This window comes from Mesorhizobium sp. WSM4806, assembly GCF_055811635.1.
Map to the genome: position 1 here is coordinate 101,781 of NZ_JBVVQZ010000016.1, position 23,662 is coordinate 125,442.

Annotated in this window: 25 protein-coding genes; 15 read left to right on the top strand and 10 right to left on the bottom strand. The window is 63.3% G+C overall.

The window, feature by feature from the left end:
* The 6 genes from AC0L2M_RS23430 to AC0L2M_RS23455 all read right to left on the bottom strand — a co-directional run bounded on the left by AC0L2M_RS23430 (position 1) and on the right by AC0L2M_RS23455 (position 4,753).
* Positions 1–483, bottom strand: a complete 483-nt coding sequence (locus AC0L2M_RS23430) for a (2Fe-2S)-binding protein (RefSeq protein WP_473536032.1) — start codon at positions 481–483, stop codon at positions 1–3.
* Positions 484–531: 48 nt separating this feature from the next.
* The gene (locus AC0L2M_RS23435) at positions 532–1,326 is read right to left on the bottom strand and encodes an FAD binding domain-containing protein (RefSeq protein ID WP_473536034.1); all 795 of its coding nucleotides are present in this window, start codon (positions 1,324–1,326) and stop codon (positions 532–534) included.
* A gap of 30 nt (positions 1,327–1,356) precedes the next feature.
* Positions 1,357–1,800: an SRPBCC family protein gene (locus AC0L2M_RS23440; protein WP_473536035.1), complete on the bottom strand. Its 444-nt coding sequence runs from the start codon at positions 1,798–1,800 to the stop codon at positions 1,357–1,359.
* 171 nt (positions 1,801–1,971) lie between these two features.
* On the bottom strand, positions 1,972–2,799 hold the full coding sequence (locus AC0L2M_RS23445) for an AraC family transcriptional regulator (protein ID WP_287121277.1): 828 nt from the start codon (positions 2,797–2,799) through the stop codon (positions 1,972–1,974).
* Between the two features lie 174 nt (positions 2,800–2,973).
* A complete protein-coding gene (locus tag AC0L2M_RS23450) occupies positions 2,974–3,972 on the bottom strand; it encodes an ABC transporter permease (protein ID WP_473536037.1) in 999 nt (332 codons plus the stop codon).
* A 40-nt stretch (positions 3,973–4,012) separates the two neighbouring features.
* On the bottom strand, positions 4,013–4,753 hold the full coding sequence (locus AC0L2M_RS23455; RefSeq protein ID WP_473536039.1) for an ATP-binding cassette domain-containing protein: 741 nt from the start codon (positions 4,751–4,753) through the stop codon (positions 4,013–4,015).
* Between the two features lie 426 nt (positions 4,754–5,179).
* Here AC0L2M_RS23455 and AC0L2M_RS23460 point away from each other — a divergent pair, with 426 nt between their 5' ends.
* From AC0L2M_RS23460 to AC0L2M_RS23470, 3 genes are all read left to right on the top strand, one after another.
* Positions 5,180–6,169, top strand: coding sequence for a sugar-binding protein (locus AC0L2M_RS23460; RefSeq protein ID WP_473493725.1), 990 nt, complete (start codon positions 5,180–5,182; stop codon positions 6,167–6,169).
* A gap of 134 nt (positions 6,170–6,303) precedes the next feature.
* The gene (locus AC0L2M_RS23465; protein WP_128175102.1) at positions 6,304–7,137 is read left to right on the top strand and encodes a FadR/GntR family transcriptional regulator; all 834 of its coding nucleotides are present in this window, start codon (positions 6,304–6,306) and stop codon (positions 7,135–7,137) included.
* A gap of 181 nt (positions 7,138–7,318) precedes the next feature.
* Positions 7,319–7,627, top strand: coding sequence for an EthD family reductase (locus AC0L2M_RS23470; RefSeq protein WP_473536041.1), 309 nt, complete (start codon positions 7,319–7,321; stop codon positions 7,625–7,627).
* Between the two features lie 932 nt (positions 7,628–8,559).
* On the opposite strand, the gene AC0L2M_RS23475 is transcribed toward AC0L2M_RS23470, so the two are convergent.
* Entirely contained in the window at positions 8,560–9,498 is a 939-nt protein-coding gene (locus AC0L2M_RS23475; RefSeq protein ID WP_023798651.1) for an NAD(P)-dependent oxidoreductase, read from the bottom strand.
* 152 nt (positions 9,499–9,650) lie between these two features.
* Here AC0L2M_RS23475 and AC0L2M_RS23480 point away from each other — a divergent pair, with 152 nt between their 5' ends.
* Entirely contained in the window at positions 9,651–10,547 is an 897-nt protein-coding gene (locus AC0L2M_RS23480; RefSeq protein WP_473536043.1) for an NAD-dependent epimerase/dehydratase family protein, read from the top strand.
* Between the two features lie 102 nt (positions 10,548–10,649).
* The gene (locus tag AC0L2M_RS23485; protein WP_287052673.1) at positions 10,650–11,426 is read left to right on the top strand and encodes a FadR/GntR family transcriptional regulator; all 777 of its coding nucleotides are present in this window, start codon (positions 10,650–10,652) and stop codon (positions 11,424–11,426) included.
* A gap of 523 nt (positions 11,427–11,949) precedes the next feature.
* On the opposite strand, the gene AC0L2M_RS23490 is transcribed toward AC0L2M_RS23485, so the two are convergent.
* Positions 11,950–12,237 (bottom strand): DUF3175 domain-containing protein, encoded by a 288-nt coding sequence (locus AC0L2M_RS23490; protein ID WP_091600302.1) that lies wholly within the window; start codon positions 12,235–12,237, stop codon positions 11,950–11,952.
* 192 nt (positions 12,238–12,429) lie between these two features.
* Between AC0L2M_RS23490 and AC0L2M_RS23495 the strand changes: the two genes are divergently transcribed.
* From AC0L2M_RS23495 to AC0L2M_RS23540, 10 genes are all read left to right on the top strand, one after another.
* A complete protein-coding gene (locus AC0L2M_RS23495; protein WP_473536078.1) occupies positions 12,430–13,662 on the top strand; it encodes an MFS transporter in 1,233 nt (410 codons plus the stop codon).
* Between the two features lie 137 nt (positions 13,663–13,799).
* The gene (locus tag AC0L2M_RS23500) at positions 13,800–14,123 is read left to right on the top strand and encodes an ArsR/SmtB family transcription factor (protein ID WP_473536079.1); all 324 of its coding nucleotides are present in this window, start codon (positions 13,800–13,802) and stop codon (positions 14,121–14,123) included.
* Positions 14,120–14,530, top strand: a complete 411-nt coding sequence (locus AC0L2M_RS23505) for an SRPBCC family protein (protein ID WP_473536045.1) — start codon at positions 14,120–14,122, stop codon at positions 14,528–14,530. Before AC0L2M_RS23500 ends, AC0L2M_RS23505 begins: the two co-directional genes overlap by 4 nt.
* Positions 14,531–14,654: 124 nt before the next feature.
* Complete coding sequence (locus tag AC0L2M_RS23510; RefSeq protein WP_023798658.1) at positions 14,655–14,876, top strand: hypothetical protein; 222 nt, start codon at positions 14,655–14,657, stop codon at positions 14,874–14,876.
* A 248-nt stretch (positions 14,877–15,124) separates the two neighbouring features.
* Positions 15,125–16,153, top strand: a complete 1,029-nt coding sequence (gene gntR, locus AC0L2M_RS23515; protein WP_473536047.1) for an HTH-type transcriptional regulator GntR — start codon at positions 15,125–15,127, stop codon at positions 16,151–16,153.
* Between the two features lie 296 nt (positions 16,154–16,449).
* A complete protein-coding gene (locus tag AC0L2M_RS23520; RefSeq protein WP_027154324.1) occupies positions 16,450–17,574 on the top strand; it encodes a sugar ABC transporter substrate-binding protein in 1,125 nt (374 codons plus the stop codon).
* A gap of 70 nt (positions 17,575–17,644) precedes the next feature.
* A complete protein-coding gene (locus tag AC0L2M_RS23525) occupies positions 17,645–19,213 on the top strand; it encodes a sugar ABC transporter ATP-binding protein (RefSeq protein WP_287249950.1) in 1,569 nt (522 codons plus the stop codon).
* Positions 19,210–20,190, top strand: coding sequence for an ABC transporter permease (locus tag AC0L2M_RS23530; protein ID WP_473536049.1), 981 nt, complete (start codon positions 19,210–19,212; stop codon positions 20,188–20,190). The genes AC0L2M_RS23525 and AC0L2M_RS23530 overlap by 4 nt, the downstream gene beginning before the upstream one ends.
* The gene (locus AC0L2M_RS23535; RefSeq protein ID WP_023798663.1) at positions 20,187–21,173 is read left to right on the top strand and encodes an ABC transporter permease; all 987 of its coding nucleotides are present in this window, start codon (positions 20,187–20,189) and stop codon (positions 21,171–21,173) included. The genes AC0L2M_RS23530 and AC0L2M_RS23535 overlap by 4 nt, the downstream gene beginning before the upstream one ends.
* 29 nt (positions 21,174–21,202) lie before the next feature.
* Positions 21,203–21,730: a gluconokinase gene (locus tag AC0L2M_RS23540; RefSeq protein WP_473536051.1), complete on the top strand. Its 528-nt coding sequence runs from the start codon at positions 21,203–21,205 to the stop codon at positions 21,728–21,730.
* A 38-nt stretch (positions 21,731–21,768) separates the two neighbouring features.
* Here AC0L2M_RS23540 and AC0L2M_RS23545 read toward each other — a convergent pair whose 3' ends face one another.
* Positions 21,769–22,218: an RrF2 family transcriptional regulator gene (locus tag AC0L2M_RS23545; RefSeq protein ID WP_027154320.1), complete on the bottom strand. Its 450-nt coding sequence runs from the start codon at positions 22,216–22,218 to the stop codon at positions 21,769–21,771.
* Positions 22,219–22,468: 250 nt separating this feature from the next.
* Complete coding sequence (locus tag AC0L2M_RS23550; protein WP_473536053.1) at positions 22,469–23,455, bottom strand: sulfate ABC transporter substrate-binding protein; 987 nt, start codon at positions 23,453–23,455, stop codon at positions 22,469–22,471.
* Positions 23,456–23,662 lie beyond the last annotated feature (207 nt).

Below are 23,662 nucleotides of genomic sequence, written 5' to 3' on the forward strand. Positions count from 1 at the left end.
TCAAGCTGCGTTCTGCGAATTGGACCGCGCGGCGGTCAGCACCGCTTGGATGATCGGCTCGTAGCCGGTGCAGCGGCAGATATTGCCCGACAGCGCCTGGACCACCTCGTCGCGGCTGGGGTCCGGCGTGTGATCGAGCAGCACCTTGGCGGCCATGAGCATGCCCGGCGTGCAGAAGCCGCATTGGGTGGCGAAGGCGTCGAGGAAGGCGCGCTGCAAGGGATGCAGCACGCCGCCTTGCGAAAGCCCTGACGTCGTGGTGATCGCCGCGCCGTTGCAGGTTTCGGCCAGCGTCAGGCAGGACAGCCGCAACTCGCCGTCGATGATCACCGAGCAGGCGCCACATGTGCCCTGATGGCAGCCGCCCTTTGGCGAGGTGTCGCCGATCTTGTCGCGCAGCGCATTGAGCAGCGTCGTGCCGCTGTCGATGAATTCGGCCTTCTCCGCACCGTTGAGCGTGAACTGAACCGGGATCTTTGCCATTTTTTACTCCTTGCGCCGCAGCCAGGCGGAGATGCGCGCCATCGGCTTTCAGGCGAGCAAAAGCCGGCCGAGATGGACCGGCAGGACTTCGTTGCGATACCAGGCACTGGCGATCGGATCGGTAATCGGCGAGGTGCCGTCGTTCGCGACGGCCAGCGCCGGCGCGATGCCGTCGCTGGTGAGTTTCCTGCCGAGCAGCGCCTTCTCCGCCGCCTTGGCGCGCATCGGCCGGTCGGCCAGGCAGCCAAGCGCGATGTGCGCCGATGACACGGTTCCGTCCGGCGCTCGTTCCAGCACGGCGGCGATGCTCAGCACCGAGACGCCCTTCGGCTTGACCCTCGATATTTTCAGGAAGCGAAAGCCGCCTTCCAGTGGCAAGCTGAAGCCGACCGAAGTGACGATGGCGTGATTGTCTTCGCGTTTTGCCAGGAAGGTTTCGATCGGCACCTCGCCGTCATCGGTGCCGACGGTTGCGCCCAGTGCCAGCAGCGCGACGGTGAAATCGCCATAGGGCGCCGGGGCAAAGAGATTGCCGCCGATGGTCGCCATGTTGCGGATCGCCGGGCCGCCGACGGCGCGCGCCGCGCGGGCAAGGGAAGACAGATCCGGGTGACGGGCGATCGCCGCCATGGTCACCGAAGCGCCGGTGCGGACCTCCCTGCCGGAAACAGTGATGGCCGACAGCGCCGGTTCGGTCGACCTGATGAGGCCGGAGACCGAAACGTCGCCTTCATTGGCGGCGCGCACGACCAGCGTGCCGCCGCCGAGATAGCGGGTGCCGGCGGCTTTCAGCGCCGCACTGGCGTCCTTGACCGTCGAGAAAGTCTGCAGTGCAAGCGCCATGGAACTATCCTTTTTGTGAGCCCATTCAGCTCAACCCTGGCCGGCGAAATGGGTCTTAAGGGCGTTAAAGCCGCCCTGGAAGACGTTAGCGCCCATGCCTTCGGCCAATTTGTCAGCTTCCTCGGGAGCCGCGTCGAAGCTTGCGGTCCATTCGGCATAGGTGCGGTTGCCATCGGTCACCCGGCGCAGCTGCAGCGTCGCCTTGTGGTTGGTCAGCGGTTGCGGCGTCTCCAGGATGGAGTAGCTGACGAGGAAATTGTCGTCTGAGAAGTCGAGCAGCTTCTCGCGGATGCGAGCGCCGCTGGCGAGCTGGAAATTGCGCACGCAGCCGATTGCGCTGGTGTCCTTGCCGTCCTCGATATGGCTCTCGACCATGCGAGGGTGCCAGCTCGGCAGCCCATTGAAATCGCGTATGCGCGCCCAGACCTTTTCGACCGGTGCGTCGATGACGCTGGAGACGGTGACTTTCGCCATATGATCATTCCCTTGCAATAGCTGTGTCGCGAGGGTAGGGCGGCAAGCCCGGCAGCACTTATCAATGCGTCTTAAGCGCCTATCAATAAGTCTGAAAAAAACCGGCAATCTGAAAAAACGGCAGCCTGAAAAAAAACGGGCAGTCTGAAATACGGGCAGTCTGAAAATGGCTCAGGAAATGGCCCGCGCCGCCTCGCGATAGAGTGTCGGGGGAACGCCGACATGGTCGCGGAAGAAGCGCGAGAAATTGCCCTGCGTGGTGAAGCCGAGATTGCAGGCGACCGAGATCAGCGGTTCCTGCGACCACTGCAACTGCCGCACCGCTTCCTCCATGCGCAGCGTGTTCCAGTAGACATTGGGCGTCAGATTGGTCTGCTCCTTGAACAGCGCGAAGAAATGCGGCCGCGACAGGCCGACGCTGCGCGCCACCTCGTCGAAGCAGATGCGTTCGCAGACATTGGCCTTCATCAGCTGGATCGCCTTGCGGACACGAAAATCCTGCACGCTGTGGACGCGGGCGCGCGCCACTTGTGGCGCCGAGGCGTCGGCGGCGTCGAGCACACTGTCGATGAAGCGCTCGATCTCGTAATTGGCGATGTCGTCGATGCTCTCATTGTCGCTGAGATGGTCGAGAAGATTGGCTGCCGCCTTGTGCAGCCACGGCTCCAGCGTGATCGCCGGTGCCGAAAACAGCGGCGCGGTCGACGGCAGGTCGCGGCGCCGGCGCGCCCAGTCCGGATCGATGTAGAAGGCGAGGAACAGCCCGGGCCGGCCGTCGCGGGACAAAGCGTGGCTGTGCGGCTGGAAGGAATTGATGCCGGCGGCGGTGCCGGGCCCAAGCCGCACCGTCTCGCGGCCGATGGTCATCTCGCCGGCCGTGCCTTCCAGCCAGATGATGATATGCGCCTCGACATGGGCATGGGTGACGAAGTCGCTGGCGACGTTCAGGACAGAAACATGTCCGAACCGGCCCCAGTAGAGCCTGATCGCTTCCGTCATGGGTATATCCTCCCGCAGGCGACTGGCCTCCCTTCGCCTGCAATCGGGATAGTGCTGCTCAGTCCGGGTCCGCGTCAAGGCGCATGTGCGCGCCTGGCGCACGCCACGCGGCGCGCCGGCCGATTTTCAGACTGAGCGATAGCAACGACAACGAATTGCGCGCGTGACCGCGGCCTATTCGTTGCGCCGGAAATTGCGGAGCCGGTCGAACAGGACCGCCATCAGAATGGCGCCGCCGATGAACACCCCCTGCCAGAAGGCGTTGATGCCGAGCAGGCCAAGGCTGTTGCGGATCACTTCGATCAGCGCCGCGCCGACGACGGCGCCAAAGGCCGTGCCCATGCCGCCGGCCAGGTTGGCGCCGCCGATGACGGTGGCGGCGATGACCTGAAGCTCCATGCCGTTGCCGAGATTGGTGGTGACGGCGCCCAGCCAGCCGGTCTGGATGATGCCGGCAAGGCCTGCCGCCAGCGCCGAGATCATGTAGACCGCGACCTTGATCTGGCGCACCGGAACGCCGGTCAGCGTCGCCGCATGCTCGTTGCCGCCGATGGCGAAGATGTGCCGGCCGAATTTCGTCCAGCGCAGGACGAAGCCGGTGATCAGCGCCAGCACGATCATGTAGAGCACCGGATTGGCGATGCCGAACACAAAGGCGCCGCCGCCCAGCGCCAGAAGCTTGTGGTGGTCGGGCCCGAACTGGAAGACGACGGTGTTGTTGGAGGCGACCATGGCGAGGCTGCGCGCGATCGACAGCATGCCGAGCGTCACCACGAAGGGCGGAAACCCGAGATAGGCGATCAGGATGCCGTTGAAGGCGCCGATGATCAGCGCCGTCGCGATCGCAGCGGCAATGCCGATCTCGATGCCGTAGCCGGCATGCATGGTCACCGCCAGCACCATCGAACACAGGCAAAGTACCGAGCCGACCGACAGGTCGATGCCGCCGGTGATGATGACGAAGGTCATTCCGAGCGCGACGATGGCGACGAAGGTGATGTTGCGGGTGATGTTGTAGAGGTTCTTCGTCGTGGCGAAGGAATCGGTGGCGACGGACAGGAACAGGCAGGCGAGGATGACCGCGATCACCACCCAGAAGGTCTGGCTGGCAAACACCCTGGTCAGCAAAGTGTGCTGTTTCTGCGCGATCGTCTGGTCAAGAGTTACTGCCATCGTCGACCTTTATCTGCTTGCGTGGTGAAACCGGCTGGCATCAAACCTGTTCGATGGCGCCGGTGATGAGCCCGGTGACTTCCTCGGGCGAACTCGACGCGATCGTCTTGTCGGCGACCTTGCGGCCGCGCCGCATGACGATGACGCGGTCGGCAACGTCAAAGACGTCGGGCATGCGGTGGCTGATCAGCACGACGGCAATGCCCTGGTCGCGCAAATGGCGGATCAGGTTCAGCACCTCGGCGACCTGCCGGACCGAGATCGCCGCCGTCGGCTCGTCCATCAGCACGATCTTGGCCTGCGAAAGCATGGTGCGGGCGATCGCCACCGCCTGGCGCTGGCCGCCCGACATCTGCTTGACCAGATCGCGCGGGCGGGTTTCGGATTTCAGCACGGCAAAGATCTGGCCGGCGCGCTTGTACATGGCGGCGTAGTCGAGGATGCGAAACGGCCCGACGCCGCGGCGCAGCTCGCGGCCGAGATAGACATTGGCGGCGGCCGTCAGATTGTTGCACAACGCCAGATCCTGATGGACGATCTCGATGCCGTGCTGGCGCGCCTCCACCGGCTTGTGCAGGATCAGCTCCTTGCCGTCCATCTGCATCGTGCCAAGGCTTGGGCGGAAGTTGCCGGCGATCATCTTGACCAGCGTCGACTTGCCGGCGCCGTTGTCGCCCATCAGCCCGACCACCTGTCCGGCCTCGATCGACAGCGAAACGTCGTTGACGGCCTGGATGGCGCCGAAATGTTTTGAGATGTTGGCGAGTTCGAGAACCGGCACCAGTCTGCTTCCTCCGTGCTTTCGGCCTGCGGTCCTGCCGCGGCCTCGCTCTTCCCAGCTCCTCCCGGGAACCGCGCTTTCGCCCATTTACGCATATGCCCCCTTGCCGTCAACAGCGGCTTCTTTCGAAAAATCCGTTTTGTAGGACAAATAGCAATTGACGTCCGTCGCAAGCCGATATTAGCTAGGCGTCGGAGGAGATTATGCCGATCTCCTGCCCCGGCTCGCCGGGGCTGAGCAGGCGGAGGTTTATCGGTCGAGGATCTGGCAGCGTCCCTATCGCGCTGGTCTGCAACCGCATCTGGAAATTCTTATCGGCCCGGCTTGACGACACGAGCGCTCGCGAAACGAACCTCTGTCATCGCGCATCCGGGCTGGTCTGTGTGGCGGGCACGCCGTGTCCGTCTGTTTCAAGGGAGGACTGAAATGAGGAAGTCACTATTGCTCGCTGCCGTCGCCATGCTGGCGCTGGGCGCCGGGCCGGCTTTGGCCAAGAAACAGCTCGTCATCGTGGTCAAGGGGCTCGACAATCCGTTCTTCGAGGCCATCAACCAGGGTTGCCAGAAATGGAACAAGGAAAACGCCGACTCGGAGTATGAGTGCTTCTACACCGGTCCGGCATCGACCTCGGACGAAGCCGGCGAAGCCCAGATCGTCCAGGACATGCTGAGCAAGCCGGACACGGTGGCGATGGCGATTTCGCCGTCCAACGCACCGCTGATCGCGCAGACGATCAAGAGCGCCAATCCGTCGATCCCGATCATGACGCTCGACGCCGATCTCAGCAAGGAAGATGCGGCGCTGCGCAAGACCTATCTCGGCACCGACAACTACCTGATGGGCTACAAGATCGGCGAGTACATCAAGAAGGCCAAGCCCGACGGTGGCAAGATCTGCACCATCCAGGGCAATCCCGCGGCCGACAACATCCTGCGCCGCGCCCAGGGCATGCGTGACGCGCTTACAGGCCAGAAGGATCTCCCGGCGCTCGCCGGCGAGGGCGGCTGGACCGAGGTCGCCGGCTGCCCGGTGTTCACCAATGACGACGGTGCCAAGGGCGTGCAGGCGATGACCGATATCCTCGCCGCAAATCCCGATCTCGACGCCTTCGGCATCATGGGCGGCTGGCCGCTGTTCGGTGCGCCGCAGCCCTATCGCGACCTGTTCAAGCCGATGGCCGACAAGATCGCCAAGAACGAGTTCGTCATCGGCGCCGCCGATACGATCGGTGAGGAAGTGGCCATTGCCAAGGAGGGCCTGGTGACCGCATTGGTCGGCCAGCGACCGTTCGAGATGGGCTACAAGGCGCCCTCGGTGATGATCGACCTTGTCGAAGGCAAGCCCGTTGCCGATCCGGTCTTCACCGGTCTCGACGAGTGCACCAAGGATACGGTCGATACCTGCATCCAGAAGTAGGTTCGCATTTTCGGGGCGTCCGCTCGACGGGCGCCCCGTCACGCCGGTTCACGAAAATCTACGAGGTGACGTGGCTGGGGCGAACCGCTCCTGCTTTGCCGCGCCTTGAGTTCAGCCTGTGCCGGGGAACATGGATGTCGGACGCCAGATCGAAAAAGCGACTTATCACGGTCAAGGGACGGGCTACGGTCAAGGCACGGGCCAAGGTCAAGGCACGGGCCAAGGTCAAGGCGCCGGTCGCCCGCCCGGCCGGCGCCCGCCGGACCGACGCGGCGCTGATCCCCGGATCGAGCGTGCATGCGTCGCTGGCCAACGAGATCGGCCTCAGGATCGTGCGCGGCGACTATCCGCCGGGAACCATCCTTCCCAACGAGGCCAAATGGTCCGAGACTTTCGACGTCAGCCGCTCGGCGGTGCGCGAAGCGATAAAAATGCTGATGGCCAAGAGCCTGCTGGCCTCACGCCCCAAGATCGGCAGCTGGGTCGAGCCGAAAGAGCGCTGGAACCTGCTCGATCGCGACGTGCTCGCCTGGTATGCGACAGCGCCCGATCGCGAAATGTTCCTGCGCACTGTCCAGGAATTCCGTCACATCATCGAGCCGGAAGCCAGCGCTTTTGCGGCGATCCGGCGCAGCGACGAGCAGATGGCCGAGATCAGCCAGGCCTGCCGGGAGATGGGCGAGGCGGCGACATTGCCGGAGCGCACCCGCGCCGACACGCGTTTTCACCTGGCTATCCTGCGCGCCTCGGGCAACGACCTGCTGGTGCCGCTGGGCGTGCTGATCGAATCGGCGCTCGATCATCTCTTCGTTTTCGTCACGCGCGAAACCAGCGACCAGCCTCGGGCGCAGGCGCTGCATGAGGCGATCGAGAAGAACATCCGCCTTCGGCGGCCGGCGGCAGCCCGCACCGCGGTGCACCGACTGCTCGCCAACACCGACGAGGTTATCGGGCGGTCGCGGCGGTAAGGTCAAACGCAATCGCTCTGAACGGCCAGGGAGCGGCGACCTGGAAGACTCACGTCGGGCCTGAAACCCATATGCTTCGTTGACCTCCTCAGAGCGAGGAACGAACCCATTTGCCAGCACTCTTGCTGAGGAGTATCCTTTTGCCCAAAGCTGGCGGTGAGTGTCGGTTGAAAGGGGGAGCATGGCCAGACTTGTCGCACTCTACAAGACTCCGAAAGACGTGGCCGCCTTCGACCGTTACTATGTTTCGACCCACATTCCTCTGGCCAAAGCCATTCCCGGCTTGAGGAAATACGAAATCAGCGATGGCGGCGTCCATTCGCCGGGTGGGGCCTCAGGCTATCATCTTATTGCTACGCTCTACTTCGATTCCGTTGCGGATATTCAAGCGGCCTTAGCGTCCTCCGAGGGTCGGGCCACTGCGGCTGATCTTGGCAATTTTGCAGATGGCGGAGTGGAGCTAATGCTCTTTGAGACTAGGGAAGTCTGAACCTCGCACAATCCGACCCCAGCAAAGTTTCAACGGCTACCACTATCCGTTCCCGGGCGTTGGCCATGTCGTGAAGGAGGGCGATGGCTTTCGCTGGCTGCCGGCGGACTGGGTCTGGGATAGAGAAACCTGACCTGTTTGCGTTTCCTGGGCGATCTGCTGTCGGCGGATGTCACGCCTAAACGCCGATTGACACGGATCGCGGTTCTCAACGACGTCCCGTGGAAAAGCCACTGTCACCAACCGATCCGCCATCAAGTGGCCGTCAAGGCGGGACTGGAAATCCGCTGGGGCGCGTGAGCCATCGAAGAGGGCTTCTGAAGCATTGATGGCGTTTTCCGAGCGCCCACTTGGTGTATTAGATGTCGGATGTCATCTGCAGTATGACCGTAGATTGCCATGATCGTCAGGATGATCGGCTCGCTCAGGAGATCGTCAAGCGTAGGTTCACGCTCTCGCGTCATGGGTCGCCTCAAAATTCTTGTTTATTCCCGCACCTTCTCCTCGAACGATGACAGTGAGACGGCGTTCGGGAAATTCCTCAAAAAGAGGTAGTCTGCATCGTCATTGTCGACGACTGATATGGGTGCAGGTTGCCGCCATCGTCACGCGCGAAACCAGCGACCAGGCTCGGGCGCAGGCGCTGCATGAGGCAATCGAGAAGAACTCCGTCTCCGGCGTCCGGCGGCTGCAAGGAGTGCCGTGCACAGGCTGCTCACCAATAATGACGAGGTTATCGGGCGGTCGCGGCGGTGATTTATACCGCAGAGTCGGCGCTGCCCCTCACCCTTACCCTCTCCCCGTGAAGAACGGGGAGAGGGGGGACGCCAGCGCTGGAGCTTGTCCCTTCTCCCCGTTTTCACGGGGAGAAGGTGGCGGTAGCCGGATGAGGGGCAGCGCCAACTTTGATCAGATACAGCGAGCCGATCGCCTTAAATCGTCTGTTTCTTCCCATCCTTCGTCGGCGTCAAATCGACGCCGTTGACCTTGCCGATATGCGTCGCCAGCATCGGCACATACTGATCGGCGGGCCCAGCGGCGAATGCGCCGGCGAAGGCGTTCTTGGTGGCATTGCCGAGCGGGTTGGCGATGCCGGCGGCACCGGCCATCGATTCGAGATACGTGAGGTCCTTGAAGGCGTTGGCGATGGTGAATTTGTGCGCGTCACGGTCGCCTTCAAGCGTCCAGCGCATAAAAGTCTGGTAGAAGCCGCAATCCATGCGGCCGTTGCGGATGACGCTGTCGAAGCGCGGCGGCGAGATGCCGACCTTTTCGGCCAGCGCCAGCGCCTCGGAATAGATCGCCGCATAGCCCAGCGAGATGAAATTGTTGAGCAGCTTCATACGGTGGCCGTCGCCGGTGTCACCGATATGGACGATACGTCCGGCCCAGGTGTCGAGCACTGGCTTCAGCCGGGCAAAGACCGCGTCGGATGCACCGACCATGGCGTCCAGCGTGCCTTCCCAGGCCTCCTTCGGCGTGCGGCTGAGCGGGGCATCGACATAGTCGACGCCGATCGCCTTGAGTTCGGCGGCAAGCGCCACCGTCGAGGTCGGGTCGGAGGTCGAGCAATCGACGATCACCGAACCCTTGTTCAGGCCCTCCTTGAGGCCGCCCGGCCCGCGGATGATGGCCTCGACCTCGCGTGAGCCGGTGACGCAGATGAAGACGATATCGGATGCCGCTGCCACGTCGCGCGAGGTTGCGGCTTCCTTCGCACCGCGGTCGAGCATGTCTTGCGCCGGTGCGCGGTTCTTGCGGCCGAGAAACGTCAGGGAATAGCCCTTGTCGACGATGTTCTTGGCGATCCCGTGTCCCATCAGGCCAAGGCCGATGAAGCCGATCTTTTCGCTCGCGGCGGTGGTGTTCATGTCGTGTAATCCCTGTTGCGGTCTCGATGACGGCGCCGCACTTCGGCAGGCGAATTGTTGAAGCGGGTTTTACCAAAAGCGGTTGGCGGACGATTGCAGAGTTCGATATTGTCTGACAATACACCTGAATTCCAGGGAATGTGGAGAGCAAAATGACGAAGCGGATCATGTTCACCGGCGGCAGCGGCAAGGCTGGGCGTCATGTCGTGCAGTATCTGGTCGAGCAGGGCTGCCAGGTGCTCAACATCGACACCAAGCCGCTCGACAATCCCAAGGTGCGCACCTTGATCACCGACATCACCGACAGCGGGCAGGTGTTCAATGCGCTGTCGAGCTATATGGGCCTGCATGAATTCGACCCGTCGCTGCGCGCGCAGCCCGTCGATGCCGTGGTGCACTTCGCTGCGATCCCGCGCATCATGATCACGCCCGACAACGAGGTGTTCCGCATCAACGCGCTCGGCACCTACAATGTCATCGAGGCGGCGGTGAAGCTCGGAATCCGCAAGGTGGTGATCGCCTCCAGCGAGACGACCTATGGGCTCGTTTTCGCCAACGAGACGCGCGACCCGACACATTTCCCGCTCGACGAGGACTATGACGTCGATCCAATGGACAGTTATGCGCTGTCGAAGATCGTCAACGAGAAGACGGCGCGCGCCTTCGCGCTGCGCGGCGGCATCGACATCTACGCCTTGCGCATCGGCAACGTCATCGAGCCGCATGAATATTCGCTGTTCCCGAAATGGTTCGCCGATCCAGGTTTCCGCAAGCGGATCGCCTGGAGCTATATCGACGCGCGCGACCTCGGCCAGATCACCCTGCGCGCCATCGAGAAGGACGGGCTCGGCTATCAGGTGTTCAACGCCGCCAATGACGACACCTCGTCCGACCTGCCGACGGCCGAACTCTTGAAGCGGTTCTATCCCGGCGTGCCGGTCAAGGGCGAGCTCGGCGAATACGAGACGCTGCTTTCGAACCGCAAGGCGCGGGATATCCTCGGCTTCCGCCCGGAACACAGCTGGCGGAAATACGTCAAGACGGCATGACGAGGCCGATGCATCCCGGCTGATCTTTGCACAGAAGCAGGCTTTGCCGCCCGAGGCTTGTCCGGTGCTTGACAGCTTTCGCAATCCGGACTTTGTGAACGCATGCGGGACGGCAAGCCGAATAAGCGAAAAACACCGGCCAGGGCGGCGTCGGCCGAGCGCCCGGCTGCCGTTCGCCGTGCCGATACGGCGCGCATGCCTGGGGCGAGCGTGCATGCGTCGCTGGCCAACGAAATCGGTCTCAGGATCGTGCGCGGCGACTATCCGCCGGGAACCATCCTGCCCAACGAGGCCAAATGGTCCGAGACTTTCGACGTCAGCCGCTCGGCGGTGCGCGAAGCGATAAAAATGCTGATGGCCAAGAGCCTTTTGGCGTCGCGTCCAAAGATCGGCAGCTGGGTCGAGCCGAAAGAGCGCTGGAACCTGCTCGATCGCGACGTGCTGGCCTGGTACGCGACCTCGCCCGACCGCGAGGTGTTCCTGAAAACGGTGCAGGAGTTCCGCCACATCATCGAGCCGGAAGCGACCGCCTTTGCCGCGATGCGGCGCACAGACGAGCAGATGGCCGAGATCAGCCGGGCCTGCCGGGAGATGGGCGCGGCGGCGACGCTGCAGGAGCGCACCCGCGCCGACACGCGGTTTCACCTGGCGATCCTGCGCGCCTCCGGTAACGACCTCCTGGTGCCGCTCGGCGTGCTGATCGAATCGGCGTTCGATCATCTGTTCGCCTATACGACGCGGGAACTGGACGATCTGCAGCACGCGCAGAAGCTGCACGAGGCGATCGAAAGGAACATCCGCCTGCAGCGGCCGGATGCGGCACGCAACGCGGTGCGCAAGCTGTTGGCCAATACAGATAGCGTCATCAAGTCGCGCTGATATAGCGCGGGACCACTGCAGCGCTTCATCTTCTTTCTCCACCGCCCGCAATTTCGCCGTTCGCAATCTCCCCGTTCGCGATCGCCGCCGGGCCACAGCCGCCAATCTTCAAGATTTGAGATTAGCCGCAGGGTCCCATGCCTTCGTCATCCTGGGGCGAAGCAAGGAGCGAAGCGACGCCGCGCAGACCCCAGGATCCATGCCGTTACCTTGGAGCACTGCTGCGGTGCAGGACCTTTGATCGCGGAGGGACAGCGCCCCCCTCTGTCCTGCCGGACATCTCCCCCACAAGGAGGGAGATTGGCTTCATCACTGATTTCGCCAATCACCAACCTTGCGGACGCTGTCCGCGAAGCTGCCGATCTGCCCCAAGTGGGGGAGATGTCGAGTCTTGGCAAAGAGGGCAGGACAGAGGGGGGCGCGAAGGATCGCTACAGAGCGCTTTTATTCTGAGCCGTTGCATTCTTCGGCGGCTGTCACGGAATGGCTCCCAGGGTCTGCGCCGCGTCGCTTCGCTCCTTGCTCAGTGTTCTCTCGGGCGGCCAAACGCGGCGCGCAGTTCGTCCTTGGCGTCCTCCAGCACTTTCTTCTGCTTGGCCGGCAGGTTCGTGCCGGCGCGGTTGATGTAGAAATTCAGCATCGACATGGCGGACTGGAACGGCTCGGCCTTGCGCCGGTCGCTGTGCTCGGCCGATCGCTTCAGCGAGGCTGCGATCTTCTTGGGGTCGTGGGATTCGAAGATGTGTTCCTCGAGGTCCAGCGCATCACTGTGCTCGGTGACCTCGGCCGACCATTTCCTTTTCGCGGTCATGACAAGCTCCTTCTCCCTTCTATTGGCCCATTGGCAAGTTTGATGAAAAACTCCGGGACGGCGGCCACCGTTCCACTGCAGCTCAAAATCCCTGGAGCCACGCAATTGGGCGATGTGGCGCTGCACGGCGCCGCCAATGTGCCGATAGTGGTGTCGAACCCGTCGACTTGCGCACCGCGGACAGGAAACGCCTTGACCACAACCGCCTCCAGCCGGCCGAGCAGCTCCGGCATAGACAGCGCCTATGCCTGGCTGCGGCTCGGCATCTCGATGCTGCTGGCGACGATCGGCGGTGTCGGCATGTGGGCGGTGGTCGTGGTGCTGCCCGCCATGCAGGCCGAATTCGGCGTCGATCGCGCCGCCGCTTCGATGCCCTATACCGCGACCATGGCCGGTTTCGCCGTCGGCAATGTGCTGGTCGGCCGCGCCATCGACCGCATCGGCTACTGGATACCGGCGCTCATTGCCTCGGTGACGCTCGGTACCGGGTTCCTGCTGGCGTCGCTGACCACTTCGATCCTGCAGTTCACCCTTGTCCAGGGACTTTTGATCGGCGTCGGCACGTCGGCGATTTTCGGGCCGCTGATCGCCGACATCTCGCACTGGTTCAACCGCCGCCGTGGCGTCGCGGTGACGGCTGCCGCCGCCGGCAGCTATCTCGCCGGGGTGATCTGGCCGTTGGCAATGCCCTACATCATACAGAGCGAGGGCTGGCGCTTCACCTATGCCGCAATCGGTGTCGTCTGCCTCGCCACCATGCTGCCGTTGATCATGCTGCTCAGGCGCGGCGCACCACATGCCGCCGCTCCCGGTTCACCCGGCAGCCGGCCGGTCCAGCCGATCACGCTGTCACCGGCAGCGCTGCAGGTGTTGCTCGTCGTCGCCGGACTTGGCTGCTGCGTGGCGATGTCGATGCCGCAAGTCCATATCGTCGCCTATTGCATGGATCTCGGCTACGGCGTGGCGCGAGGCGCCGACATGCTGTCGATCATGATGGCGGCGGGCGTCGTCAGCCGGCTGGCGTCCGGCTTCCTTGCCGATCGCATCGGCGGCGTGAAAACCCTGCTGATCGGCTCGGTACTGCAAGCCCTGTCGCTGTTGTTCTACATCCCCTTCGACGGGCTCGCGTCGCTTTACGTCGTCTCGCTGGTCTTCGGCCTGTCGCAGGGCGGCATCGTGCCTTGCTATGCCATCATCGTGCGCGAATACATGCCCGCCAAAGAGGCCGGCCAGCGCGTCGGCATCGTAATCATGGCAACTATCTTCGGCATGGCAATCGGCGGCTGGATGTCGGGCTGGATCTACGATCTGACCGGCTCCTACGCCGCCGCGTTCCTCAACGGCATCGCCTGGAACCTGCTGAACATAGCGGCCATGGTGCTGCTGTTGTGGAAGGCGCGGCGCAGCGCCGCGGCGATGGCCTGAGCACTGACCCGCTGGCCAGAGCGATGGCAGCGACATGGGGTAGGCCCCCTGACGCGGAGCCCGGTCCAGGTTCCTGCTTGACGTACACATATCTCGGCGGTTATTGGTTTCCGATAGCCAGAGAGTTATCGATCGCCATGTCACAGCCCCACGAGATCCTCTTCAAAACGCTTGCCGATCGGACGCGACGGGCCATCTTCGAGCGGCTGTGTCGCGATGGAGACCAAACCGTCGCGGCCCTGACCGCTCGGGCCGGGGTCTCGCAACCGGCCGTGTCAAAGCATCTTGGGGTGCTGAAGCAGGCCGGGTTGGTGCGCGATCGCCACGAAGGCCGCAACACGCACTATAGCGCGGAGTTCGGCGCCCTGGCGCCGCTGATCGACTGGACAAACCAAATGGCTGGGTTCTGGCAAAGCCGGTTCGACAACCTCGAAGATCTGCTCAAAAGGATGGACCAATGACCAATACCGAGACCGAAACGCGCGCCGTCATTGTTGAACGGGAGGTTGCTTTTCCGCCGGAAAAGATATGGCGCGCGCTCACCCAATCAGATTTGATCGAGGAGTGGCTGATGAAGAACGATTTCAAGCCAGACGAGGGGCACCGTTTCAATCTGAGCGCGGACTGGGGGACGGTCGACTGTCAGGTCCAGGCAGTCGAGCCCAACAAGACGCTGTCTTACACGTGGGATACCAAGGATCTCAGAAGTGTCGTCACGTGGACGCTCACCCGTACGAGCACGGGGACCCATCTGCGCATGGAGCAGTTGGGCTTCCGGCCGGATCAGCAGCAGTACTATCAGGGCGCCCAACACGGATGGCAGCGGTTCTTTGCGAAGCTGGAGCAGGTCCTGGCGCGAATAGAATAGGCGTGCCGGCGCCATAGGCATCTGCGGGCGAAACGCAATGCCCAACAAGACGTCTGTCAACGAAACAAGGTAGCAAAAAAGCCGCCAAGCGGGTCGTGCGGCTCGTCTTCAGAGGAGGTCCCAAATGAACTGGAACACGTGGATCCGGCAATTCCACCGCTGGCTGTCGATCATTTTTACGGCGGTCGTCGCTGCGATCTTCATCACCTTGGGCGTAGGTGTCGAGCCGGCCTATTGGGTATATCTCATGCCGCTGATCCCGCTCGGCTTGCTCATGCTCAGCGGTCTCTATCTGTTCGCGTTGCCCTATGCCACGAACTGGCGCAGCGGACGACGCACGGCGTAGAAGACTGAGCACGGTGGACGACAAGACGCCCGCTCACCACCCACAGCCGAAATTCAAACAGTGGCGCTACCCGAGTTCGGGTAGCGTCCTGCCCGGTTCGCTTGACAATGGGGTAAGGCTGCGCGACGCCAGACGGGTGTGGCAAGTCGGGTGCGGCAAAGTCGGATTGGCATGGCGACAGTGGCAAAGACGCTGAACAGCATTTCGCGGTCGCGCTTCGGCGAGGGCGCCGCGTTCGGCACCAGGCTATGACCAAACCGCGCTCGCGCCGTGGCGGCGGCCGTCCGACGATCGCCGATGTCGCGCGCAAGGCCGGCGTCGGCGCCATTACCGTCTCCCGTGCCTTGCGCGAGCCGGAGCGCGTTTCGGAGGATCTGCGCCGCCAGATCCTGGCTGCTGTCGATGAGCTCGGCTATCTGCCCGATCCGAATGCGCGAGCATTGGCTTCGGCGCGCGCCGAGGTCTTTGGCGTGCTGGTGCCGTCGCTCACCAACAGCGTCTTTGCCGAAGTGCTGCGCGGCATCTATGACAGCCTGTCCGACAGCTCCTACCGCATCCAGCTCGGCAACACCCATTATTCCGGCCTCGAGGAGGAACGGCTGCTGCAGGTGTTCGGCCCGCAGCGCCCGGCGGCGCTGATCGTGGCGGGCATCGACCAGACGCCAGTTTCGCGAAGACTGCTCGAGACGGCCGGCTGCCCGGTGGTGCAGGTCATGGAGACCGGCCCCGATCCGGTCGACATGATGGTCGGCTTCTCGCATTTCGATGGCGGCAGGGCGGCGACTGAGCACATGATCGAAATGGGCTATCGCTGCATCGGCTTCATCGGCGCGCGCATGGACCCGCGCTCGCAGCGGCGTCTGGCCGGCTATCGCGCGGCGATGGAGGCGGCCGGCCTGTTCAACTCGCGGCTTGTCACCACCACGCCGGTGCCGTCCAGCGTGACGCTCGGGCGCGAATTGTTTCGCGACGCGCTGGCCAAGATGCCGACGCTGGACGGGATTTTCTGCAACAATGACGACATCGCGCTCGGCGCGCTGTTCGAGTGCCACCGCGCCTCGATCGCCGTGCCGAAGACGATCGGCATCACAGGCTTCAACGATCTCGACATGATGGAAGTGGCTTTCCCCTCGGTCACCAGCGTCCGGACGCCTCGCTACGAGATCGGCCGGCTGTCGGTCGCCATGGCGCTCGCGGCGATTGCAGGCAAGCGGCCGCAACAACCGGTCGTAGACCTTGGCTTCGAACTCAAGCGCCGTGAGAGCACTGCCCGCTGAAAGCGCTTGCAGGCATCGCCAAATGCCGCTTTACTCTACGTCATGGTAGCGCTACCAGTTATATCCAGGCGAAAGCTCGCGAAACAGCGAAAGTCTGTTTATTATATATAAGCGACAGCTGATGCTTGTTTATTATGTATAATATGATAGTTTTTATTCCGGTTTACTGAGCCACGAGGGAGGAGATCGGGTTGGCATTCGGCCATCCTGAAAGCGCGACGGCAAGGCAGGAGGTGCCGAGCCAGGCACGCGAGACGCGTAAGAACAATCAGAAACTGCAACTGGGAGGAATATCGATGATCAAGTCACTCGTAGGTGGCGTCGTCGCCGCCACTGCATTCGTCATGCTGAGTTCGTCGGCGCTCGCCGAACCGGAAATCGTCGCAGGCCCATCCGCCGAGCCGGAATGCTTCGCGCCATGGGCCGCCGACACGCAGTTCTTCAAGTTCCCCAAGAAGGAAGGCCCGTACCGCATCGCGCTCGCCAATGGCTATATCGCCAACACCTGGCGCATCCAGATGGTGCAGACGGCAAAAGCCTATGCGGCGCAGCCGGAGGTCGCGGCCAAGCTCAAGGAATTCAAAGTCGTCTCGACCGGCGAAGACGTGCCGGCGCAGATTTCGGCGATCAACAATTTCATCGATTCCGGCTATGACGCGATCGTCGTCAACGCGCAAAATCCGACGGCGTTCGGTCCGGTCATCAAGCGCGCCAAGCAAGCCGGCGTCGTGCTGGTCGCCTTCGACAACATCCTCGACACCAAGGACGCCATCAACGTCAATGTCGACCAGAAAGGCCTTGGCGAATTGTGGGCCAACTGGCTGATCAAGCATATCCCCAATGGCGGCAAGCTCCTCGAGGTGCGGGGCGTTGCCGGCACGTCGGTCGACACCGACCGCCACAACGGCATCCATGAGGCCCTCGACGCTTCAGGCAAGAAGTGGGAGGTCACCGAAGTCGTCGGCAAATGGGACGATGGCGTCGCGCAAAAGGCTACGGCCGACGCGATCGCCACCAACGGTCCCTTCGACGGCGTCACCGGGCAGGGTGGCGACACCGGCATCGTTCAGGCGATGATCGACGCCAAGCATCCGTTCGTGCCGTTCGGCGGCGAAACGGAGAATGGCTTTCGCAAATTCTGCGCCAAATTCGCCTCAGAAGGGCTGAAATGCTCGTCGGCCGGAACCGGACCCGCCCAGGTGGCGGTCGCCATCAAGACGGCGATCGCCGCGCTCGAAGGCCAGGTCGTCCCGCAGGCGGTGAAGCTGCCGCTGGCGATCGTCGAGGATCCGAACTTCAAGGAGGGCGAGGACTATTTCCCCGACCAGTCCGACAATTTCTTCGTCGGCAATTCCTTCCCGACCTGCGGCATCAATTTCACCGCGCAGGAAATCATGGGCCAGAGCAAGGAAAATCAGTAGGCTGGTCGCTCGGCGCCGCGGGATATTACGCGGCGCCGGTCCCGGTGAACAAGCGCCTTGGGAGGGGCCGATGGACGGTGCGGTTCCGCTCTTCCGCATGGAGGGCATATCCAAGCGCTATGGCGGTGTGCGGGCGCTGGAAAAGGCCGAGCTTTCGGTCACGCCAGGCAGCATCCACGCCATCCTCGGCGAAAACGGCGCCGGCAAATCGACGCTGATCAAGGTCATGGCCGGCGTCGTCGCGCCTGACGAAGGCCGCATGATGCTGGACGGAAGCGAGGTGAGCTTCGCGTCGCCGGCCGCGGCCAACCAGGCCGGCATCGTCTGCATCTTCCAGGAATTGTCGCTCGTCCCCGAACTCAGCGTCGCCGACAACATCGTCATTTCCGATCCGCCCACACGGTTCGGCATGATCGACCGCAAGGCGCAGCGGCGCATCGCGGAAGAAGCCCTGGCGCGTGCAGGCGCCGCCGACATCCACCCGCTGGCGCTGGTCAAGGACCTTCCGCTTTCAAGACGGCAGATGGTCGAGATCGCCAAAGCACTTGCCAGGAAGCCGCGCATCCTGATCCTCGACGAGGCGACCTCGGCGCTGACCGCGGCCGACGTCGCCAAGATTTTTGGCGTCTTGAAGCGGCTGCGCTCGGAAGGGTTGGCGCTGCTCTACATCTCGCATCGGATGAACGAGATCGCCGAACTGGCCGACCAGTGCACGGTGTTCCGCAACGGCCGCAACGTCGCCAGCTATGTTGCGGGCTCGAAGAGCGACAATGAAGTCGTCGAGCTGATGATCGGCCGCGAATACAGCCATATTTTCCCACCGAAGCCGGTGCGCGCCCCGGCTATAACCGCTCCGGTACTGGAGGCGCGAAAACTGTCGTGGACCGACCGGCTGGACAATATCTCGCTCACGGTCGGGGCGGGCGAAGTCGTCGGCCTCGGCGGCCTCGACGGCCAGGGCCAGCGCGAATTGCTGCTCGCCTTCTTCGGCGTGCTGCGCGGCCTCAGCGGCCAGATACTGATCGACGGCAAACCGGTGGCGATCGCCAGCCCGGCCAAGGCCCGCGGTGACCGGATCGGCATGGCGCTGATCCCGGAGGACCGCAAGACCGAAGGCCTGATGCTGCCGATGACGGTGCGCGAAAACCTCTCCTTTGCCGCACTCGACCGGTTATCCAGGGCCGGCATCATCGACCGTGCCGCCGAGCAGCGGCTGATCGACGACATGGTCGCCCTGCTGGCGATCAAGACGGCCGGCCTCGACATCCCGGTCGGCGCGCTGTCCGGCGGCAACCAGCAGAAGGTCGTCATCGCCAAATGGCTGATGCGGCAGCCGCGCATCATCCTGCTCAACGACCCGACGCGCGGCATCGACGTCGGCACCAAGCAGGAACTGTATCAGCTGATGCGCAAGCTTGCCGACCAGGGCGCGGCGATCCTGTTTTACTCGACCGACTATGACGAGCTGATCGGCTGCTGCGACCGGGTGCTGGTGCTCTATGACGGAGCGGTCAAGCGCGAGCTGGTCGGCGCCGAGATCACCGAGCGGGCGCTGATCGCCAGCGCGCTCAACATCCATGGCGAAGAGATGCCCGTTAGAGGCATGGCGAAGACGCCAGCCCGAGGAGCGGACGCGTGAAAGATTGGCGCTACTGGCTTGCGGAACAACGCGGAACGCTGCTGGCGTTCGGTATCTTCATCGTGATGTTCACGATCTACACCTCGAACCATCCGGCCGGCTTTACCGCCAATGTCGTGCAGACGGCTTCCAACAAAGGCGTGCTGCTTGCCTTCGTCGCCATGGCGCAGACGCTGGTGGTGATCACCGCCGGCATCGACCTTTCCGTCGGCATGATCTTTCTGCTGACCAACTGCCTGGCCTCGTGGCTGGTCATCGGCACCGGCATCGAGACCGCGTTCGGTGTCGTCGCGGTGCTCGGCACCGGACTGCTGTGCGGGGCGATCAACGGCGCCATCGTCATCTACGGACGGCTGCAGCCGATCGTCACCACCATCGCCACCGGCGCGGTCTATTTCGGCATCGCGCTGCTGCTGCGACCGTTCCCGGGCGGTTCGGTCAACGAGGATCTTGCCGACGCGCTGACCGGGCGGCTGTTCGGCGTGGTGCCGGCGAGCCTGATGGTGCTGCTGGCCGTCGTGCTTGTCGTCTGGGTGCCGTTCAGCCGCTCCGTGCTTGGGCGCGCGGCCTATGCCGCAGGATCTTCGGAGATGGCAGCCTACATGTCCGGCGTGCCGATCCGCCGGGGAAAATTCGCCGCCTATGCGCTGGCCGGCCTGCTGGCCGCGATCGGCGGGCTGTTCCTGACCTTCTTCACCTATACGGGCGAGGCGGCCTATGCCAGCGGCAATGCCTATACGCTGTTCTCGATCGCCGCCGTGGTGCTCGGCGGCGTCTCATTGTTCGGCGGCAAGGGCAGCGCCATCGGCGCGATTTTTGGCGCGCTCGCCTTCCGCACCATCGGCGACCTGCTCTTCGTCTTCGATTTCGATCCGCTCTGGCAGCCGCTGTTCCAGGGCGTCATCCTGCTGATCGCCGTCAGCCTCGGCGCCTTCGCCCTGTTCAGGGTCCGCAACCGGCTGGAGTGGTTCCTGTGAGCGAAACGACCATCGCCGGCATCGCCGGCCGCATGCCGAAATTCATCCGCCGCGCCGACCCTGCGGTGCTGACCGCCTTTGCCTGCATCGTGCTGCTGCTGTTTGTCGGCAGCCTTTACTCGCGCAGCTTCCTGTCGCCGGAATATCTGCTGCAGCAGCTCAAGGTGGCGTCGTTTCTCGGCGTCATCGCCACCGGCATGATGCTGGTCATCCTCCTTGGCCAGATCGACCTGTCGGTGCCGTGGTCGGTGGCGACGGGCGCGATGATGGCCTGTGCGGCCGCCGCCTACGGCCCGCTCGGCGTGGCGCTGGCGATCCCGTTCGGCATTTTCTGCGGCGTCGCGATCGGCATCGTCAACGGCATTGGCGTCGCTTATCTGCGCATTCCCTCGATGATCATCACGCTCGCCACCAATGCCGTCGCGCAAGGGCTGATGGTGGTCTATACCGGCGGCTTCTCGCCGCAGGATTCGGCGACCCGGGCGATGCGCTATCTGGCGACCGGCTTTGCCATTCCGGGTGTGCCCAATGCCGTCGTCATCTGGGCGCTGATCGGCGCTGCGATGGTTTTCGTGCTGACCCGCACCGGCTTCGGCCGCACGGTCTACGGCATCGGCAACCGCGAGCGCGCCGCCTACCTCTCCGGCATCGACACGCGGCGCGTGGTGCTGATCGCCTTCGCCGTATCCGGCGGGCTCTCCGCCTTCGGCGGCGTGCTTCTGGCCGGTTATGCCTCCAAGGCGGCGCAGTCGATGGGCGACGCCTATCTGCTGCCGTCGATCGCTGCGGTGGTGCTTGGTGGCACCTCGATCCTCGGCGGCCGCGGCTCCTATCTCGGCACGGTCGCGGGCGTCATCCTGATCACGCTTTTGCAATCCATTCTTTCCGTCATGCAGATGCCGGAGGCGGGGCGGCAGATCATCTATGGCGTCGTCATCGTCGCCATGCTCCTGCTTTACGGCCGTGCGCCGGCCAGCCGCTGACCCGCATCGTGGACGAAAAGACAGCACAAATGCAGAGCGATTGCATTCGGCCCGCACCGGCCGTCGTGGTGATGGGCGTCGCCGGCTGTGGCAAGTCGGCGGTCGGCGAAGCGCTGGCGGCGGCGCTGGGCGCTGTCTTCGTCGAGGGCGACCGGCTGCATCCACCGGAAAACGTCGCGCGCATGGCAAGCGGCGAGCCGCTGACCGACGCATTGCGCGAAGGCTGGCTCGACGCGATCGGCCTGCGCATTGCAGGACCGGTCGGCGATGGGCAGGGCGTCGTCGCCGCCTGCTCGGCGCTCAAGCGCAGTTATCGCGAGCGTCTGCGCGGCTTTTGCCAGGACATTTTGTTCCTCTACCTGGAAATCGATCCGGCGACGGCAAAGCAGCGTGTCGGCTCCCGCCAGGGCCATTTCATGCCGGCAAGCCTGGTCGACAGCCAGTTCGCCACGCTCGAAACGCCGGCAGCCGACGAGAATGCATTGACGCTCGATGCAACGCGCCCGATCGCCGACATTGTCGCTGACGTCACAAGCCTGTTCGAGCCGGATTCATGAGGGGGTCGCCGGCGCGGATATTGCTTCAAGACGCCAGATCAGATCTGTGACGTCAGTTCGACTGGAAAATCGTCATTGTCGGCGTCGCGCATGGCGGCGAGGCTGCGATTGTCCAGCACCTCGGCGATCGCATGGCGCACCTCCAGCATCATGTTCCGGACCTGGCATGTCGCCTCGTCGCAATCATCGCAGCGCTGATATTGGGTACGGCTGGCGCAAGGGATCGGCGCCAGCGGCCCGTCGAGGACGCGCACGACATGGCCGATCTTGATCTCGGAGGCCGGGCGGGCGAGGCGATAGCCGCCTTCCTTGCCCTTGCGGCTCTGGACGAAGCCGGCATTGCGCAATTCGCCCAGAATGGCATCCAGGAATTTCTTCGGGATGTTGTTGGCGACGGCAATGTCGTTGACGAACGCCAACTGGCCGACCGGCAAGCCTGACAGATGCACGAGGGCCTTGAGGCCGTATTTGCCTTTTTTGGTAAGCATGCCGATTCAGTTCATGAAAACCCCAACCGCCCGCATCTGGCGGTTGTTTGTGTGCAAATCATGACGTTTTGTCGCGCGATGCAGTTTCGCGAAACAAGCCGTCCGAGGGCACAGTAGGCACAAACACGTTGATTGTTCGTGACGTTTTGGACGGCGCGCTGGGAACCTGCGGGAAATCACCTGTCCGGAGCGCGAAAAACGAAGAAAGCCGGCAAAGCCGGCTTTCAATCAATTTCGAAGATCGCTTGGCTCAGCGGCTGCCATAGGTCTGGTCGAGCAGTCCGCCGGCAGCAAAGTGCTCGGCCTGGACCTTGGCCCAGCCGCCGAAGACATCTTCGACCGTCAGCAGCCGGACATCGGGAAACTCGGCCTTGTATTTGGCGGCGACCGCCGCGTCGCGAGCCCGCAGGCCGTTGCGGGCGGCGATGTCCTGGCCCTGCGGCGTGTAGAGGAAGTCGAGATAGGTCTTGGCGAGGTCACGCGTGCCATGCTCGTCGGCGACCGTGTCGACGATCGCCACCGGAAACTCCGCCAGCAGGCTGACCGAGGGCGTCACCTGCTCGAACTTGTCATCGCCATACTCCCTGCGGACGCCGCGCGTTTCCGACTCGAAGGTGATCAGCACGTCGCCGATCTCACGCTGCACGAAGGTGGTGGTGGCGGCGCGCCCGCCAGAGTCGAAGATCGGCACGTTGTTGAACAGCTTGGTGACGAATTCCTTGACCTTGGCGTCGTCGCCCTTGAAGGCCTCCTTGGCGTAGGCGGTGGCCGCGAGATAGGTGTAGCGCGCATTGCCCGACGTTTTCGGGTTGGGGAAGATCACCTGGACGTCGTCGCGCACGAGATCGTTCCAATCCTTGATGTTCTTCGGGTTGCCGGCGCGCACCAAAAAGGACGGCAGCGAATAGAAAGGCGAGGCGTTGTCGGGGAAGTCCTTCTGCCAGTCGGCGGAGATAAGCCCCTTCGAGACCAGGAAGTCGATGTCGAGGACCTGGTTGAAGGTGACGACATCGGCGCCGAGGCCTTCGGCGATGGCACGCGCCTGCGCCGACGTCCCGGCATGCGACTGGTCGACGGTCACGCCGGGGTGCTCTGCGACGAAGGCCTTGTTGATCTGCGCAAACAGTTCGCGGCCGACATCATAGGACGCGTTCAGCAATTTGTCGGCCGACCAGGCTTGGGAGGATGCGAGGAACAGGCCGGCCAATGTGGCGACGCCAAGCAAAAATCGCTTCATGAAAACAGGACTCCGATGCAGTGCGCTTATTGCCGAACCATAGCGGCAAGGCATGGTGGTCGACGAGACACGCAGAGCGGCTTCACCACGCCATCGCGAGAAAAATGTTCCCATTCCAGGCCGTTGCTAGGATTTTCTTTCACCCGGAGTCTTGCGAAGCACCTGGGCAGCAGTCCCCATGCGTTAGCAAGACGATTGCATCGCGAC